General features: G+C 35.8%; 15 protein-coding genes. 7 read left to right on the forward strand and 8 right to left on the reverse strand.

What is annotated here, in order from left to right; genetic code table 11:
• Positions 1-53 precede the first annotated feature (53 nt).
• Both ACJJVT_RS12685 and rlmB read left to right on the forward strand, forming a co-directional pair.
• Positions 54-800, forward strand: a complete 747-nt coding sequence (locus tag ACJJVT_RS12685) for a hypothetical protein (RefSeq protein ID WP_405399135.1) — start codon at positions 54-56, stop codon at positions 798-800.
• A 66-nt stretch (positions 801-866) separates the two neighbouring features.
• On the forward strand, positions 867-1,601 hold the full coding sequence (gene rlmB, locus ACJJVT_RS12690) for a 23S rRNA (guanosine(2251)-2'-O)-methyltransferase RlmB (protein ID WP_405399136.1): 735 nt from the start codon (positions 867-869) through the stop codon (positions 1,599-1,601).
• Between the two features lie 7 nt (positions 1,602-1,608).
• On the opposite strand, the gene ACJJVT_RS12695 is transcribed toward rlmB, so the two are convergent.
• The gene (locus ACJJVT_RS12695; RefSeq protein ID WP_405399138.1) at positions 1,609-2,355 is read right to left on the reverse strand and encodes a rhomboid family intramembrane serine protease; all 747 of its coding nucleotides are present in this window, start codon (positions 2,353-2,355) and stop codon (positions 1,609-1,611) included.
• A 138-nt stretch (positions 2,356-2,493) separates the two neighbouring features.
• Between ACJJVT_RS12695 and ACJJVT_RS12700 the strand changes: the two genes are divergently transcribed.
• Complete coding sequence (locus ACJJVT_RS12700) at positions 2,494-3,771, forward strand: replication-associated recombination protein A (RefSeq protein ID WP_405399140.1); 1,278 nt, start codon at positions 2,494-2,496, stop codon at positions 3,769-3,771.
• On the opposite strand, the gene ACJJVT_RS12705 is transcribed toward ACJJVT_RS12700, so the two are convergent.
• The 6 genes from ACJJVT_RS12705 to radC form a co-directional block, all read right to left on the reverse strand.
• The gene (locus ACJJVT_RS12705) at positions 3,768-4,670 is read right to left on the reverse strand and encodes a hypothetical protein (RefSeq protein ID WP_405399141.1); all 903 of its coding nucleotides are present in this window, start codon (positions 4,668-4,670) and stop codon (positions 3,768-3,770) included. The two genes, ACJJVT_RS12700 and ACJJVT_RS12705, sit on opposite strands and share 4 nt — an antisense overlap.
• A 77-nt stretch (positions 4,671-4,747) precedes the next feature.
• Positions 4,748-6,190: a DUF5723 family protein gene (locus ACJJVT_RS12710; protein WP_405399143.1), complete on the reverse strand. Its 1,443-nt coding sequence runs from the start codon at positions 6,188-6,190 to the stop codon at positions 4,748-4,750.
• The gene (locus ACJJVT_RS12715) at positions 6,187-6,732 is read right to left on the reverse strand and encodes a hypothetical protein (RefSeq protein ID WP_405399145.1); all 546 of its coding nucleotides are present in this window, start codon (positions 6,730-6,732) and stop codon (positions 6,187-6,189) included. Before ACJJVT_RS12715 ends, ACJJVT_RS12710 begins: the two co-directional genes overlap by 4 nt.
• A gap of 52 nt (positions 6,733-6,784) precedes the next feature.
• Entirely contained in the window at positions 6,785-7,474 is a 690-nt protein-coding gene (locus ACJJVT_RS12720; protein ID WP_405399147.1) for a YjjG family noncanonical pyrimidine nucleotidase, read from the reverse strand.
• Positions 7,467-8,714, reverse strand: a complete 1,248-nt coding sequence (locus ACJJVT_RS12725) for a polysaccharide deacetylase family protein (RefSeq protein WP_405399149.1) — start codon at positions 8,712-8,714, stop codon at positions 7,467-7,469. Before ACJJVT_RS12725 ends, ACJJVT_RS12720 begins: the two co-directional genes overlap by 8 nt.
• Positions 8,715-8,762: 48 nt before the next feature.
• Entirely contained in the window at positions 8,763-9,461 is a 699-nt protein-coding gene (gene radC / locus ACJJVT_RS12730) for a DNA repair protein RadC (protein WP_405399151.1), read from the reverse strand.
• Positions 9,462-9,655: 194 nt separating this feature from the next.
• On the opposite strand from radC, the gene ACJJVT_RS12735 reads away from it, so the two are divergent.
• Together ACJJVT_RS12735 and ACJJVT_RS12740 are read left to right on the forward strand one after the other, a co-directional pair.
• Complete coding sequence (locus ACJJVT_RS12735; RefSeq protein WP_405399153.1) at positions 9,656-10,531, forward strand: carboxypeptidase-like regulatory domain-containing protein; 876 nt, start codon at positions 9,656-9,658, stop codon at positions 10,529-10,531.
• Between the two features lie 131 nt (positions 10,532-10,662).
• Entirely contained in the window at positions 10,663-11,106 is a 444-nt protein-coding gene (locus ACJJVT_RS12740; protein WP_303597757.1) for a DUF1569 domain-containing protein, read from the forward strand.
• Between the two features lie 295 nt (positions 11,107-11,401).
• On the opposite strand, the gene murC is transcribed toward ACJJVT_RS12740, so the two are convergent.
• Positions 11,402-12,757, reverse strand: a complete 1,356-nt coding sequence (murC, locus tag ACJJVT_RS12745) for a UDP-N-acetylmuramate--L-alanine ligase (protein ID WP_405399156.1) — start codon at positions 12,755-12,757, stop codon at positions 11,402-11,404.
• 251 nt (positions 12,758-13,008) lie between these two features.
• Here murC and ACJJVT_RS12750 point away from each other — a divergent pair, with 251 nt between their 5' ends.
• Together ACJJVT_RS12750 and ACJJVT_RS12755 are read left to right on the forward strand one after the other, a co-directional pair.
• Positions 13,009-15,861, forward strand: coding sequence for a gliding motility-associated C-terminal domain-containing protein (locus ACJJVT_RS12750; RefSeq protein ID WP_405399158.1), 2,853 nt, complete (start codon positions 13,009-13,011; stop codon positions 15,859-15,861).
• Between the two features lie 3 nt (positions 15,862-15,864).
• The gene (locus tag ACJJVT_RS12755) at positions 15,865-16,818 is read left to right on the forward strand and encodes a type IX secretion system membrane protein PorP/SprF (RefSeq protein WP_405399159.1); all 954 of its coding nucleotides are present in this window, start codon (positions 15,865-15,867) and stop codon (positions 16,816-16,818) included.
• Position 16,819: the final 1 nt, after the last annotated feature.

Below are 16,819 nucleotides of genomic sequence, written 5' to 3' on the forward strand. Positions count from 1 at the left end.
ATATAAGAGGTTTAAAAATTATAATTAATTTAAACCTCTTAAACAACCACACCATGAAAAAAATACTATTATTAGCAATAACCGTAATAGCAAGTACAGCTTTACAAGCACAATATTCGGGTCAAGTACCTACTAACCTAGGTGGAGCAAGCCAAAATGCCGCTGCAGGAGCTGCAATAGCTAATTTCTTAGGTCCGGTAAACGAGGCTTATCAAAAAAGGAGAGAAATAGATTTAGACAAATTTCAAGGCTCCCCATACACTTCTAATACTTTTGCACCGACAATCTTAAAATATAATGACGAAGTTGTCGGTAACATATATTATAGATACAATGCCTTAAACGAGGAGATTGAAATTAAAAAAACTGCTTCTGAGGAAGAAGCATATCAAGCGCTAGTAAAAGATAAAGAAATTAGCCTTCTTGTAAATGCAAAACCTTTAAGCTTCAAAACTTTTGTTACTGAAAAAAATGCTACTCTTAACGGCTATTTATCTCTTATAAAAAAAGGCGATAAATATGATTTATACGAGAGAACTCTTGTGAAATTTACCGAAGGTCAGCCTGCTCAGAATTCTTTCGTAGCAGCAATACCCAGTAGATTTACAAAATTTACAGAATTCTATTTTCAAAAAAATGGGATAAATAGAATTGACCAAATTCCTCAAAAAAACAAAAAGCTTATCAAATTAGTAGATGAGTCTAAAAGAGAAGAATTAAAAATATACTTAAAAGAGAATAATTTAAACATTAAGTCTGAACAAGATTTAATCAAAGTTTTCGACTATTTAAATAGCTAAAACTTTTATCCCTAATATTTAAAACCGCCCAACAAATGTTGGGCGGTTTTTATTTACCTTTGCCCCATGCAAAAAACCACTCAAATTTATGGCTTAAGAGCCATTATAGAAGCTGTCAATTCAAATGAGGAGATAGACAAGGTATTTCTACAAAAAGGTCTTAAAGGAGACCTTATGAAAGAATTGGAAGGTTTATTGCGTCGTAATGAAATCAATATGGTCTATGTGCCTATTGAAAAATTGAACAGGCTGACCAAAAGTAACCACCAAGGTGCTGTTGCAAACATCTCGCCTATTGCATTTCATACTATTGAAGATTTGGTTGAAAAGGCAAATGCAAAAGAAGGTCCGGCTTTATTTTTATTACTAGATCAATTATCAGATGTACGTAATTTCGGTGCTATTATCAGAACTGCAGAATGTACAGGTGTTGATGGTATTATCGTTCAAAAGAAAGGTGCCGCCCCAGTGACTGCAGATACCATAAAAACTTCTGCCGGTGCTGCCTATAGAGTGCCAATTGCAAAAGTTGACCATTTAAAAGATGCTGTTTTCTATTTACAAGCATCTGATATTAAAATAGTATCGGCTACAGAGAAAACAGATGATTCTGTTTATGATGTTCCTTTTACTGATTCTATCGCTATTGTTATGGGTGCTGAAGATCGTGGTATTACACCTTCTATTTTAAAAGCTTCAGATTATAGAGCTAAGCTACCGTTACTTGGTGAAATAGAATCATTGAATGTTTCTGTTGCTTGTGCCGTATTCTTATACGAAGCAGTTCGCCAACGTTTGTAATTCATCATTACATTTTAGATTCATTTTCGGAATTTTCTTTAAAGATGTAGTTAATTTTAAAACTACTTTCTTCATTGATATCTTCTTCTGTGGGTAATTCTCTAAAGTTTCCGTTTTCATCAAAATGTTGCAAGAATAAGTCGTCTTCCTCTTTAAAGCCTTCCTTTTCCCATTCATATTTTTTGGTTGGTGGTATGCGTGCTTTAACAACCTTAGCTAAAAACAATCCGGTTAAGAAACCTCCTAAATGTCCTTCCCAAGACATTCCTTCTTTTACTGGGAATATGTACCAAAGCATGCTTCCGTAAATAAAAACAACTATTAACGAGAGTGCTACCAATCTAAAGTAAGAACTAAATATCCCCTTGAAAAAAATAAAGCTTGCCAGGACATATATGAGTCCGCTTACACCAATATGGTAAGATGTACGCCCAATCATCCATGTTAAAAATCCTGATAACATTATTCCGTATAAAACTACTTTCCACGCCACATCTTTATAAAAATACCATAAGGCAGCTAATAGAATTGCTAAAGAAATAGTATTGTTATATAAGTGCTCTAAAGACCCATGAATAAACGGACTCAACACAACACCACGCAAGCCGAGTATTGTTCTGGGCTTCACGCCAAATTCATTAAAATTTACCCCTAAAGCCAATTCTAACCAATAAACACCCCATATCAAAATTATTGCTAATAGCGGAATAGCAACTACTTTGTTTGAAAATTTATAATGTCCCATTTCAGACATGAGCTTAATTTTGTTTTAGAATAACAATTATACTACCAACGTTTACAAATTGGTCATATTGTCATTCCAAACCTTACTTAACAATCAATTGGCACGCAACTTTTTTATTCTCATTGTAGTTTAGTATACTTTTGCACTATGAATGAACCTTTAGCAGAACGCGTACGACCTAAAACATTAGACGAATATATTAGTCAACACCATTTGGTGGGTGAAAAGGGTTCGCTTACGCATCAAATTAAAAAGGGTATTATTCCGTCATTAATACTTTGGGGACCTCCTGGTACCGGAAAAACAACACTAGCTAACATCATTGCCGAGCAGAGCAAAAGACCCTTTTATATTTTAAGCGCCATCAATAGCGGTGTAAAAGATATTAGAGAAGTAATCGATAAAGCAAAACAAGCTGGCGGATTATTCACTGCTAAAAACCCTATTTTATTTATTGATGAGATACACCGTTTCAGTAAATCTCAACAAGACTCTCTTTTGGCAGCTGTTGAAAAAGGTTGGGTGACATTAATTGGAGCTACCACAGAAAACCCCAGTTTTGAAGTGATACCTGCCCTACTCTCTCGTTGTCAGGTATATGTTTTAAATGCCTTCGGAAAAGATGATTTAGAAAATCTAATAAAAAGGGCAATGGAGAAAGACACATTGTTAAAATCTAAAAAAATCGAACTTAAAGAAACGGAAGCTTTGTTACGTTTGTCTGGAGGTGACGGCAGAAAATTATTGAATATTTTTGAACTTGTAGTCAATTCTGAAGCTGACGACGACATCGTCATCACCAACGAATTGGTGTTATCTAAAGTGCAGAAGAATACCGTACTGTACGATAAAACAGGTGAGCAACATTATGATATTATCTCGTCTTTTATAAAATCTATTAGAGGGAGCGACCCTAACGGAGCCGTATATTGGTTGGCACGAATGATCGAAGGTGGTGAAGATGTAAAATTCATTGCACGTAGAATGCTTATTTCAGCATCTGAAGATATTGGTTTGGCCAACCCAACTGCTTTGGTCATGGCAAATACCACTTTTCAAGCAGTTACTGCCATTGGTTACCCCGAAGCGCGTATAGTATTAAGTCAATGTGCTATTTACCTTGCAACCTCAGCAAAAAGTAACGCGAGTTATATGGCAATTGGTAAAGCGCAACAAGTTGTAAAACAAACAGGGAATTTGACTGTACCATTGCCTCTAAGAAATGCACCTACCAAATTAATGAAGGATTTGGGGTACGGACAAGAATATAAATATGCCCACGACTACCAGAACAACTTTGTAGATGCCGAGTTTCTACCCGATGAAATTAAGGGTACTACCTTCTATAAACCTGGGAATAACGTCAGAGAAAAAGCCCTTAGCGATTTTCTAAAAAACCGGTGGAAGGCGAAATATGAATTTTAAAATTTGATATTCAGTTCTTCTTGAACTAGTTTATCATTTTCATAATATTCAAAAATCCAGTTACCCTCTTTTTGGTATACCATACCATTTTTGGTATCGGTTTTTGCCATAAAGACATTGTCAGCTGAGCTTTTTAATAAATTCATTCTAACCTTAGGCGAGCTATCTACTAATTGATATCCATTATCGGTTGCCTGTGCATACCACATATCTTTCGCAGAAGGCTTTTTAACCTCTAAACTTTTGAAAGCAGGCTTCTGAGTTTCTGACTTTTTAATGTTCGACTCAACGGGTGTATTATCTTTATAATACTGTGTTTTCTCCGTTTCTTCAGAAATTACTGTAGGCGCGCTTTTTACGTTTACTTCTTCTGCTGCTTTTTCTGCCTCTAAAACTTTACTAGCTTTAGTCTCATCAAGCTTTTTAACGTCATTTCTAAAATTAATGGTAACAGCTTCGTCTTTTTTGTTTTTGGCTGTGTAGCTATAATTCATGCCATTAAATGAGCGCATAGACTCTCTAATAGCTTCATTATAGGCTGCTTTATATTCCTTTTCCTTGCTGATGCCCTCCATGGTACTAAAAACGATTTTATCATTACAATCTTTTAAGTTGATAGTAGTTTTTGTAGAAAACATACTACTGTCATCTTGCAAATCTGCCAATACACCTAAACATCTATTAAATTTTAAATCTTCGGGCAATTGATCGTCATATACCGCAACAAAACCTTTACCGGTAAACAGATGTTTTACCAACGTGCTTGTTTGGTGTTCGTTCATATTTTTAAAAGCATCAAACTTTTTAGGTACGATGATATATTTATAATCATCTAAATTAGTTTGTGCGAATGAAGAGAATCCAATAAAAGTGAATACTAAGGCGATAACTATTTTCAAAACGTTGTAAATTTTAAATTCACGGTAATATATGAAAAAAGCATGCCAAAAAAATAAAAAGCAGTGAAGAAGCTATGTTACTTTTTACGCCCCCAAGAAATTATATTCATTCCGAATTGAAATGAAGCGTAGTTGGTGGCCGCTATATTATTATAAGATAATAAGTTATCTGCCATTAGGTAAAGGTTAACAGGTCCGGCTTGGAGATTCATTCCTAAACCTATATTGGTAGAACTAAATTTATCTATGGTATATGTTCCTTTAAGTGCTAAAACATTACCTATTCTACGGGTATAAAAACCAGTCAGTGCCATTTGCGGTCCTCTTGGTCGGTTGATCATATAAAGTTGCCCACCGACAGAATTTCGATACTTGGTACGCAATTCACCACCTCCAGAAGATCCGGCTGTACAGTCACAACTTTGCGATCCGCCGTTACCTACAGGTTCACCAAAATCATTTCTAATTGATGCGTACAGTTTTGTAGGTCTAAACGAAACATAGCTTTTTGTATCTGTTTCAAACGGTACTGCGCCTTCTACCTCATCTACCAAATCTTGCCAAAAATCTCTATCAAGACTGGCAAAATTATCTAATATATCTATTTCAATACCTTCAACCGTTGTGTTCCCTTTTAGACTATAACTTTTTGTATCACCAGAATGATAGATAAACCCTACATCTAATAAACTACCGGTTACCGTAGTACGTTCAGTCAAGTGATAAGTAAAACCAAAATCTACACCTAAACCAAGATCACCACCAAAAAGGGCTCGGCTAATAATTTCATTACCTAAAGTTTCAGAATCATTCGCATCTCTTAAAGCACGAAGACCTGATGTCCGCAAGCGTAAATCAGCATTTAAATTCGTAGCAATTCTATTATTCTGACCCTCTACGTTACGTAAATGTCCATTGTTAGTTGAAGAGCTGTAATCTGCTATGGCCGAATACAATTTACCTCTTGCGCCAACCGTTAAATTGCGGTCTATTTTTTTATTGATACCAAAATGAAAAACATTCACCAGAGAACCACGAACTTTTAAATCGCCCAAATCGTAACTTCTACCCAATTGATCTGCATTACCATCATATATTAGGTATGCAAGGTCTTGAGGCCAGTAGCCTATATTATCAAACTCAAGATACCCACCAAAGGAGTAGAATATATTCGGATTCCCACTTCTGAATCCGCCACTTAAATATTCCATTTGTATCGTAGTACTCAACTCATCTTTAGGTGTAAGCACATCTAAAGCCCGCTCCCTAAATTTTATATTGATATCTACCCCGTCATTGGCAAAAATATCATGTATAGAAATTGCGTTAGAACCCCCATAACCAGAAATACCAGATAATAAAGGTACACCTGCGTACCATTTAAAATCAGATTCTACACCAGGGTTTACAGATAGTGATTGTGGTATTTCATTAAAGTCATAAAGAATTTGCTTATTCTGAGCTTTTAAACTCAAAGTAAGCAATACGCCAGCTATAAAAAAGCAATGACATAATCTCATCGTATGTCTAAAGTAAATTGTGCGCTAGCACGAAGCACTATTGCGGGATCTGGTAAAGTAGAAGAACTATTATTATCACCTAAGTTTATAGCTGTTAGCCTTATTTCTGAGGTCGCTTTTATAATATCGAGGCTTTTACCTGTAGCGCCATAAGCCACATCTCTTTGTAAAATAGCCGTAGGTGCGGCATCCATACTAAAAACTTCAGTATCTAAAACGTTTTCGGCTTCATCTAAAAATTCAAGTCTAATTTCAATAGGCTTACTAGTAGTATTCTCTAACTCATATGTTATGACGCCAGACAACACCCTTTCTGCAAAAAAGGGTTCTTCAAAAGCATCAAAATTAAAATCTTCGATGTAAAAGTTTAAACCCTCTACCCTATTAATCAAGGTTTCTTGTGCTTTTACATAGAAGATGCTAGCTTCATAACTTGGGGTAATGGCTAAATCATCTAGCTGATCAAAATCTTGCTCTTCAGAACAGGAGATAACCAGTAGAAAACCTACCAAAGCCAATAACAGAAAACGTACCCCTTTCATCACCTCTTCAAAGTTTATTACATATAGACAGCAATCTATAATAACAGTAACTCTATAAAAGGGATTTTATTTCTTGCAAATCGTAAATTATAGGAGCTATATTGTGAATATCCTCTTTGTGCGCATTAAAGTGTATGGTATGAAAACCTAAAGATTTCGCACCCAAAATATCTGCCTCTAAGCTATCACCGATCATTATTGACTTTTCTGGCACCACACCAGCTCTATTTAAAGCCAAATTAAAGATAACCGGATTCGGTTTTTTAGCTCCAGCCATTTCAGAGTCAATAATCTGATCAAAATAGCTGTGAATACCAGAGCTTCTAAGCTTCTTATCTTGAACTTCTTGAAAACCGTTGGTAATGATGTGCAGTTTATATTTAGGTTGTAAATAATCTAACACCTCAATAGCATTAGGAAAAAGGGTATTAAATGAGGATAAATGATTAATATATTCTTCGGATAATAAATGGATGAGATCATCTGTAGCAGGATGCCCCATAGTATCAAAAACCGATTTTAGTCGCTGATACCGCAATTCAGATTTTGTTATTTTCTCTTCTCTAAACAATTTCCAAAACTTCAAGTTTGCAGGTACGTACACCTCTAGAAAATCTTGTAGTTCTACACCTACTTTATGATCGTTGAATATTTTTTCAAAGGTCAGCGCTGAGTTTTTATCAAAATCCCACAGGGTATGATCTAAATCAAAAAATACATCTGTTACTTTATCTTCAAACATGTTGTTGTTTTATTACTTCGGTGTACACATTCATCCAATCTCTATCTTCTTTATTACCTAAGACCTCATTAGAGAACATCGTTATAAGCGTACCATTAACTTTTCTAACCTCATTAGTAATCAATTGCACCTGACGCAATACTTCTTGATCTTTCTTAATTTTTGAAAGCGATATATCATGAATAGCAAACGGATGCACTTTAATAGGCTGCTTTACTTCTAACGGAATATCATAAAACTGAAATGGTGTACAGGTGCCTGCCCTAAAACCAAGTTCAAAGGTATACCCCATAGTGTAGTCATTGGTGAATTCTGCCGCAATAAGATTACGATACGTTTGAGGCACATCGACCCTATTATATCGCATTTTACAATTGTTTACTGGTCTATTGATGACCACTTCTAAATTAGATTTTTCTTTCTTTAATAGTTCTAGATCAGAAAATGAACTATAGCTTGCTGCCAATGATACTGGTACATAATCAGCTACATATTTTATAAGCGATTTAAATTTAATACTGTTGATAGATACGTTTTTGTCATACTTTGAGTAATCTGCATACTGAAAAAAGAAATTACATTTTACATTATACTTCTTATGCAAGGCAATTAATTCAGCATAATTATCATAGGGGTCTTTCTGTCTATTTAAACCTACTGCTATACGGTCATAAACTCTTTTAAATTTGAATCTCCCAATGTCCATTAGCATGCCTACCAAACCGCGTACAAGACCTCTATTCGCATAGCAGTGTGAAGTTGCTACGTCAATTACCGATACAAAATCATAGGTTTTACCCTTATGTTCCAAATCTGGAAAACGTTCTTTTAACGCATCCAATAATTTAAGAGCCCAAATATCTACCACGGGTTTTTGAAGGAATCCGTTTTGGAAGGCGATACTATCTTTCGGTGAAAATCTACCATGAATATCTTTTACATGTGGCAAGTACTCTTCATACCTTGAAAGCAGAAAAAAACTAGCGGCAAAAATATCAAACGGTAGATTACTACGCTCCCCTGCTTGAAAAAAGCAAGGTATATCTTCCCAAACACCAATATTTAATTCAATATCATTAATACCTTGCTCAAAAAGCAACTCGTTACTACGAACAAAAAATTCGTTCTGCAGTGGTTGTTTTGTATAGGTTATTTTTGGTCCGGTATGTTTTATAAACTCCTCTACCTTAGTGGTAAAATCAAGCTCAATACCTAATATATTCACGAAGATATGCCTCATGATATAGGTAAGACGTGGTGTGATTTTATGTGTATAAATCAATAACATCTATAGAATTTTTTCATCTGCAAAGCTATAGTAACTTTTTTGGGTAATGATCAAATGATCCAACACTTTAATATCTAAAGTTTCGCTTGCAACTTTTATTTTTTGAGTGATCTGTTTGTCTGCAGCACTAGGTCTTAAAGTACCAGATGGGTGATTATGAGCCAAAATAATGGCCACCGATCCTAATTCTAAGGCTTGTTTCATAACAATACGCACATCTACCAAAGTACCTGTTATCCCACCTTTACTCAACTGCGCTTTATGTAGTACTTTGTTGGAGTTGTTGAGAAAGAGAATCCAGAATTCTTCATGTTCCAAATCGCCCAACAGCGGTTGTAGAATTTCATATACATCTTTACTGCTTCCTATTTTTTCAATTTTGGCGGCATCTTCTCCCCTTCTTCTTCTACCTACTTCTAAAGCGGCTGCTATGCTTACTGCTTTTGCTTCACCAATACCTTTAAAGGTCATCAGCTGTTTTATAGAAAGCCGACCTAATTCGTTCAGGTTGTTATCTACAGATGCCAAAATACGTTTAGACAATTCAACCGCACTTTCTGATCTACTACCCGAACCTATTAAAATGGCAATCAGTTCAGCATCAGATAATACCGAACGACCCTTCTGTACTAGCTTTTCTCTTGGCTTATCATCATCTGACCAATTTTTTATAGATAACGAGGTTGGTTTATCGTGCATTGGCTAAAGATACAGAACAAATTATTTTATGGTAAATTTTGGGGTAAAACATGTGGCGCTTGCAGTGATATTAAGGGTAAATCTTGTTACAGCTATTGACTTTATAAAAAGAATAACCTCTTAGTTGAAAAATGATAACTATTTTTAATTTTAATCACTTACAATATTTTAGAGTATAAATGTTTTATTTTAATATGAGATTATATTGGTATTTATCGTTCTTCGTTTTTTTTACTGCTAAATTGTGTGTTGCTCAGAACTATACAATTATCGATTCTCAATCCAAAGAATTAATACCTTTTGCAGCCATTGAAATATTAGATAAGAATGAAGGTTTTTTTACAAATGAAGAAGGTAACTTTTTTCTAGACACTACAGAAAGTGGTAAAATTAAAATATCTTGTTTAGGGTATAATAATCTAATTACCGAGAATAAACTTATGACGGATACAATCTTCTTAACCCCCAAACTAGAAAGTTTATCTGAGGTAGTAGTGTATTCATCAAAAAAAGAAACAAAAACTATTGGAGGTAAATCAAAAAACATGGCATGGTATCTTGGTCAGCACGATCAATTAGGTCTTTTTCTTAAACCTCAAGGTGATTCTAAACAATCTTTTATTGAGGAGATTTTAATTCCTATAGGTAAATCACCCGCAACTACAGAATCAAAGCAAAAGCAGTTTGAAAGTGTTTTTCGTCTTCATTTATTTTCTAATGAAAATAACCAACCAAATATTCCTCTTCTAAAAACTCCAATAATTGTTCATTGTAATGAAAAATCTAATAAATTATTAAGAGTTGATATATCTAACAAAAACATTCAATTTGCAAACGAAGGTCTTTTTATTTGCTTAGAAATGATTGGCGAGATTGATAATGATGGACAGGTAATTGAAAAGAAAAATTTTGTACCTAATTTTAAATATACTGATAAGCAAAACAAAGATTTTTCATCTCATTCTTATTTTAAACCAAGTAACTCTGACAAATGGATTTCTGTTGACAAATTTTTAGATAAGGAGTTTTTTTTGGCTCTGAAATTAGTGATTTCTGTTCATGAGAATTAATGACTATAAGAAGTTTTATTATTAATAGCAGAATGTCTCTAATTGTAATGTAGTGCGTTTATCGTGCAGTGGCTAAAGATACAGAACAAATTATTTTATGGTAAATTTATACATCAATTAAAAAATCAACCATGAAATCGATTTTAAACGAAGAGGCATACCAAGAAATTAAAGGTAGAATTGAGCAACTCTCAGAAACCTCTGAGAAAGGTTGGGGTAAAATGACCGTTGGGCAAATGGTGTGGCATTGTCAGTATCCATTAAAATTAGCAATTAAGAATACACCCAATACTTCTAAAGGCAATTGGTTCGTAAAAACGTTCTTTAAAAAGTCTTTATATAATGATAAACCATGGCGTAAAAATTTACCGACTGCACCTCAACTAAAAACAAAAGAAGCCAAAGACTTCGCTGCTGAACATCAAATACTAAAGACTTTAGTAAACGATTTTTATGCCGTGCGTGATCGAGAAGAATGGTATCCGCACCCTGCATTCGGACCATTTACAAAAGAGCAATGGGGACAAATGCAATACAAACATTTAGACCATCATTTGAAACAATTTGGAGTGTAATTTAGTTGTTGGTTGTTGGTTGTTGGTTGTTGGTTGTTGGTTGTTGGTTGTTGGTTGTTGGTTGTTGGTTGTTGGTTGTTGGTTGTTGGAAAAAAACAAATTCAAGCTCAAAAGTCAAGTTCAAGTTCAAAAAAATTCAAAGGACAAACTCAAATTCAAGCTCAAAAAGACTTAGTACTTTGTACTTAATACTCTTTACTCTATTTTCTCTATTCCAACTTTGTACCTAGTACTTTTTACTTAATACTTAATACTTATTACTTTGTACCTCGTACTTATTACTTCGTAATTCCCCTTAACCCATCAACTCTTGAAATCTCTTCAAATCGAATCCGCCATAATTACCTGAACTCATAAGTAACAATGTGGTATTATCGTACGCCTGACTCTCTAGGTATTCATGAAACGAAGCTGCATCGGTAAAAATCTTTAGGTCTTTTCTTTGAAAAGCTTCTGAAATTTGTTCTGGAGTAACGGCTTCTAACTTCTTAATAGCTACAGATTCTGGCAAGAAGAAAATAACTGCTTCATCAGCGGCATCTAAAGCACCTTTGTATTCCTTTAGAAACTCCGGATTAAAACTACTGTACGTATGCAACTCTAAGCAAGCAATCAATTTTCTATTTGGGTATTGCTCTTTCACTGCCTTTGTAGTAGCGGCTACTTTACTTGGAGAATGTGCAAAATCTTTATAGGCGATACTTGAATTACCCTCAGCTATTTTCTCTAACCGTTTGGATGCCCCCTTAAATGTGGCAATAGCTTCGTAAAAATCATCTTCATCAACACCCATGTTTTGGCAAATCCATTTTGCACCTGCCAAATTGCTTAGGTTATGTTTTCCGAAAACCTCAATAGGCATTGGTCCCTCATTCGTTTCCAACAACGTTTCACCGTCTTCAACGGTATATTCAGGTGTAGTATACGGTAATTTTCTAATGGCATTTTCAGAAGCTTCAACAATCTCCTTTACGGTTTCGTCTTCAATATTATAAGTTATAGAACCACCATTAACGATACTATCAACGAATATTTTAAACTGCTCTACGTAATTCTCAAAAGTGGGAAATACATTGATATGATCCCAAGCGATACCACTTAACAAAGCAATATTAGGTTTGTATAAATGAAATTTAGGTCTGCGGTCTATTGGGGACGATAAGTACTCATCACCTTCTAGCACGATAAAATCATTATCCTCGGTAAGGTGCACCATTCTATCAAAACCATCTAATTGTGCCCCTACCATATAATCAACCTCTATATCATTAAAGTTGAGGACATGAAGGATCATTGAGGTAATGGTTGTTTTACCATGGCTACCACCAATAACTACTCGGGTTTTATTTTTAGATTGCTCGTATAAAAATTCTGGGTAAGAGTAAATTGTAATCCCTAGTTCTTGGGCTTTTAGCAATTCTGGGTTATCTGCTTTGGCATGCATACCCAATACAATAGCATCTACATCACTTGTTACTTTTTCAGGAAACCAGCCAAATTCACTGGGCAACAAACCTTTTGCTGCTAATCTAGATTTAGAAGGTTCAAAAATGACATCGTCACTACCTGAAATAACATATCCTTTGTGTTCTAGAGCCAATGCTAAATTGTGCATGGCACTTCCTCCTATTGCAATAAAATGTATTCGCATTCCTAAATTTTAGGTGGCAAAGATACGTATTGTGCATTTACTATTTTCCAATTCCAACAAAACTAGAGCTTAGCAAATCCCTTAAAAAATGGCATTATCATCGATGAAATACGTTAATTTTTAACACTTTTTATCATGTTTAGTAGTATTCACCCTACATTATAGTGTTTTCACAACATATAATTTCCTACAAATACAACCGGAAATACCTTTAACATCTATTAAGGTATTCAACAACCAACCCCCTATTAATGAATAAATTAAAAATTAGGTTCTTAGCCATAGTGTGTTTTACGCTTGGTTTCTCAAACTTGGTCAAAGCACAATGCGCAGGAAATGATGCTAGCGTTGTAGTCTGTGAAAAAGATGCAGATGACACTAATCGTGACTTTGCATTATTCCCAAGGTTAGGTGGCTCACCAACTGCTGGCGGAACATGGTCTACCGCGAACCCAGAAAATTTCTACGCATTAAATCAAAGTACTGGTATTGTAGATTTGTGGCGTATTAATAATTACGGTACACACTCTTTTGTATATACCAATACAGATTGTAATGAAACTGCTACCGTTACCATAACTTTAGGTGGTTACCCTGGCGAAGATAACATTGATGGTAGTGCAAATGCCTGCGGAGATGACCCTAGCGTTAACCTACATGGTTTTCTAGGAAGTAATGTAGATGGTAAAGTTCAAGATTTCAATGGTCTTTGGGAAGAAGACCCTGCGACTTTTACAGGTCAGTTAGAAGATAATATCTTCAATGCCCAAATGGCAGGACCCGGAATATATAATTTTACGTATACCGTACCAGATGTTGATAGTTGCTTAGAAAGAACATCAACAGTAATTTTAGAAGTGCACCCACCACCAAATGCAGGTGATGCTTTTGGTCTTACATTTTGTGCAGATGATGATTTATCTGCCTACACCGCATTTGATCTCAGCGATCAATTGGTAGGTGAAGATCCTAATGGAACTTGGACGGAAAACGGTACCAATCAATTAAGTGACCTCAACGATTCAGTCATAAATATTCAAGAAATGTATAACAATTTTGGTTATGCAGATTTCACGTTCATTTATACAGTTTTCCCTAGTCACCCAGTGTGCGAAAAAAGAGAGACCGAAATAAGCATTAGTATTTTACCTGTGCTACACGGTACTATTACCGCAGATGATATATGTGCTGGCGAAGACTATGTTGTTGATCTAGTTTACGATGATACTCTTTTGCACAATGGTGATTTTTTAATTCAGTATACCATAGATGGTACCATTGGCGATTCACCCGCAACATTAGCTGACGGAAATGGAGATTTCATTGTCGATCCTTCTTTAGTACCCTTAAATCAAGAAGTAACTCTTGAAATTACTGGTATAACAAGCGTTACGCCTCCACGATCTGTTTGCGACAGGGTTGTTGTACCGCCTACTACTTTTTTAGTAACCAGCTCAGCCGTTAGTGCCGAAGATATTTGCGTACAAAATGACAACACCATACAGATTATTGAAATTCTTGATACGGATGGTAATTTGGCTAATGGAAACCTCACTACAGCATATACAATTACAGATCCAGATGGTGGCACGTTAACTTCAGATGCGTTTGAACTTGAATTTACAAATGGCGCAGCTACATTTATAGTACCAGCGAGTAATTTTTCTGAAGGTGGAGAGTACAGTATTAGACCAACGATTAGCGACATATACGCCACAAGTTGTCCTATTACAGATAATTTCATAGTAACTCCGTTACCAGATGCTATTCAGCTAGACCTTATAGTAGACAATAATTGCGATGCCACACAAATAGATGTTTTGGTAGATGCACCTATTTTACCAGATGGCACCTATACGATAACCTATGATGTTACAGAATTAGGTTCTAATACCGTGCTCACTACCAATACTATAAATTTCACGGGTGGTACTGCTGCCTATCAAATCGATGTTGATGCTTTACCTATTGGTAATTATACCGCTAGTGTACGAAGCATTCAAAATGATACTACACCCTGCCGACTAGATTTTGAGTTCGAAGAGAGCGAAAACTTCTCTCGTGGCGGAGTGCCTGATGCTCCCGTAGCCGATGCCAGCCAGACTTTTTGTTTGAGCGATTTTAGTGGGTTACCGACGTTAATGGATATTAATGTTACCGCAGCTGGCGATATCTTATTTTACGATACCGATACAGACTCCAATATTCTACCGATTTCAACAGAACTGATTGATGGTGAAGATTATTTTGTAACCAATAGCGATCCACTTACCAATTGTGAGGGAACCGAACGTGTTCAAATAACAGTCAATTTCAGTAATCCAGATGCGCCAACGAGTGATGATAATACGCCGTTGTTCTGCGCAGAAACGAATCCGACTTTGTCGAATATTACTATAAATGTAATTACAGGCAGTTCCGTTTCTTGGTTTAGTACGCTCTCTGGCGACACTGCTTTAGAAGCGGCAACCATTCTAGTAGATGGTCAATCTTATTTCGCATCTACCAATAGCGGTGGTTGTACGAGTACAGAGCGATTAGAAATTACGCCAACCGTCATAACAGTAGCACCAACAGCAATATCTTCAGATATGTTATTAGTTTGTGGTTTAGATGACCCTACGGTTGTAGCATTACGGACTTTAGAAAACGAAACAGAAAATGAAGTATTCTGGTTTATTACCGAAACTGGCGGTACAGCGCTAACAGATGCTGTTCCCTTATTAGAAGACACCGTGTATTATGCAGAAAATTATAATTCCCTTACCGGATGTTCTTCTGCAACACGTATACCGGTAACTGTAGATTTCAGCAATTGTGACCCCGAAAATTATGACTTCTTCATACCTGACGGATTCTCACCAAATGACGATGGTAGAAACGACACCTTTTTCATTCCGAATATAGAAACCATATTCCCGAATTTCACTTTAGAAATTTTGAACCGATACGGCACCTCATTATTTAAAGGTGATAAAAGCAATCCCGCTTGGGATGGTAGAAATGGTTCTGCCACAGCACCAAACGGAGTCTATTTCTATATCATCAATTATAACAAAGGCAATTCAGAACCTATTCAAGGTCGCTTATACTTAAACAGATAACCCATGCACAAGAAATTAACAAACACCACTTGGGGCATCTGCATAGTTATGCTTTTGTTCCTTTTAAAAACACAGGCGCAGCAAGACCCGCAGTATACACAGTATATGTACAATATGAATGTGGTCAACCCTGCTTACACAACCAATCAACCTGGCATGCTTAATTTTGGTACGCTCTACAGAACCCAATGGGAAAATGCCGTGGGTGCACCAAAAACGTTGACCTTTTTCGCCCACACTCCGCTATCGGAAAAAATTGAAATGGGTGCCTCTATTATATCAGATGATATTGGCGATGGTTCGTTGAAAGAGAATAATATTTATGTCGATTTCGCCTATATATTAAAGCTAGATGAACAAAGTAATTTGAGTTTAGGTTTAAAAGGAGGTGTCACCACGTTCGAGACCAATTTCAACGGATTCAGATTACCAGAGGTTCAAGATGATCCTGCTTTTAACGAGAATATGAATAACACCTTCCCAAATGTGGGTATTGGTGCATTCTATAACAGAGATAAATTTTACGCAGGTCTGTCAATTCCGAATTTATTGACCTCTAAACATTTAGAAAATAGAGATGGTCTAAACCGTATTGGGTCAGAAGCTATTCACCTTTTCGGTATGGCAGGTTATGTATTTGACATTAATCCGAACCTGAAACTAAAGCCGTCTGTATTAACCAAAATGGTATCGGGCGCACCAATTACTGCAGATGTCTCTTTCAACGCATTATTCAATAATCGTTTTGAAGGTGGTGTCTCGTACAGGTTAGATGATTCTGTCAATGCCATGTTCAATATAGCGGTTATACCTTCTGTACGAATAGGCTATGCTTACGATTACACCTTGTCTAATTTAGGCGCATTCAATAATGGATCACATGAAATTTTCGTGCTGTTCGACCTAGACCTTTGGGGACTCAAAAAAGGCTATGATAAATCTCCTAGATTCTACTAAA

This window comes from Maribacter sp. Asnod2-G09 (assembly GCF_045063795.1).
In the GTDB taxonomy this organism is placed as follows: Bacteria; Bacteroidota; Bacteroidia; order Flavobacteriales; family Flavobacteriaceae; genus Maribacter.

Bases quoted from the DNA above. Each gene is read 5' to 3' on its own strand.
- ACJJVT_RS12740 (WP_303597757.1), top strand. From the start codon at position 10,663: ATGAAATCGATTTTAAACGAAGAGGCATACCAAGAAATTAAAGGTAGA.
- ACJJVT_RS12715 (WP_405399145.1), bottom strand. From the start codon at position 6,732: ATGAAAGGGGTACGTTTTCTGTTATTGGCTTTGGTAGGTTTTCTACTG.
- ACJJVT_RS12710 (WP_405399143.1), bottom strand. From the start codon at position 6,190: ATGAGATTATGTCATTGCTTTTTTATAGCTGGCGTATTGCTTACTTTG.
- rlmB (WP_405399136.1), top strand. From the start codon at position 867: ATGCAAAAAACCACTCAAATTTATGGCTTAAGAGCCATTATAGAAGCT.
- murC (WP_405399156.1), bottom strand. From the start codon at position 12,757: ATGCGAATACATTTTATTGCAATAGGAGGAAGTGCCATGCACAATTTA.
- ACJJVT_RS12735 (WP_405399153.1), top strand. From the start codon at position 9,656: ATGAGATTATATTGGTATTTATCGTTCTTCGTTTTTTTTACTGCTAAA.
- radC (WP_405399151.1), bottom strand. From the start codon at position 9,461: ATGCACGATAAACCAACCTCGTTATCTATAAAAAATTGGTCAGATGAT.
- ACJJVT_RS12685 (WP_405399135.1), top strand. From the start codon at position 54: ATGAAAAAAATACTATTATTAGCAATAACCGTAATAGCAAGTACAGCT.
- ACJJVT_RS12720 (WP_405399147.1), bottom strand. From the start codon at position 7,474: ATGTTTGAAGATAAAGTAACAGATGTATTTTTTGATTTAGATCATACC.
- ACJJVT_RS12695 (WP_405399138.1), bottom strand. From the start codon at position 2,355: ATGTCTGAAATGGGACATTATAAATTTTCAAACAAAGTAGTTGCTATT.
- ACJJVT_RS12700 (WP_405399140.1), top strand. From the start codon at position 2,494: ATGAATGAACCTTTAGCAGAACGCGTACGACCTAAAACATTAGACGAA.
- ACJJVT_RS12725 (WP_405399149.1), bottom strand. From the start codon at position 8,714: ATGAGGCATATCTTCGTGAATATATTAGGTATTGAGCTTGATTTTACC.
- ACJJVT_RS12750 (WP_405399158.1), top strand. From the start codon at position 13,009: ATGAATAAATTAAAAATTAGGTTCTTAGCCATAGTGTGTTTTACGCTT.
- ACJJVT_RS12755 (WP_405399159.1), top strand. From the start codon at position 15,865: ATGCACAAGAAATTAACAAACACCACTTGGGGCATCTGCATAGTTATG.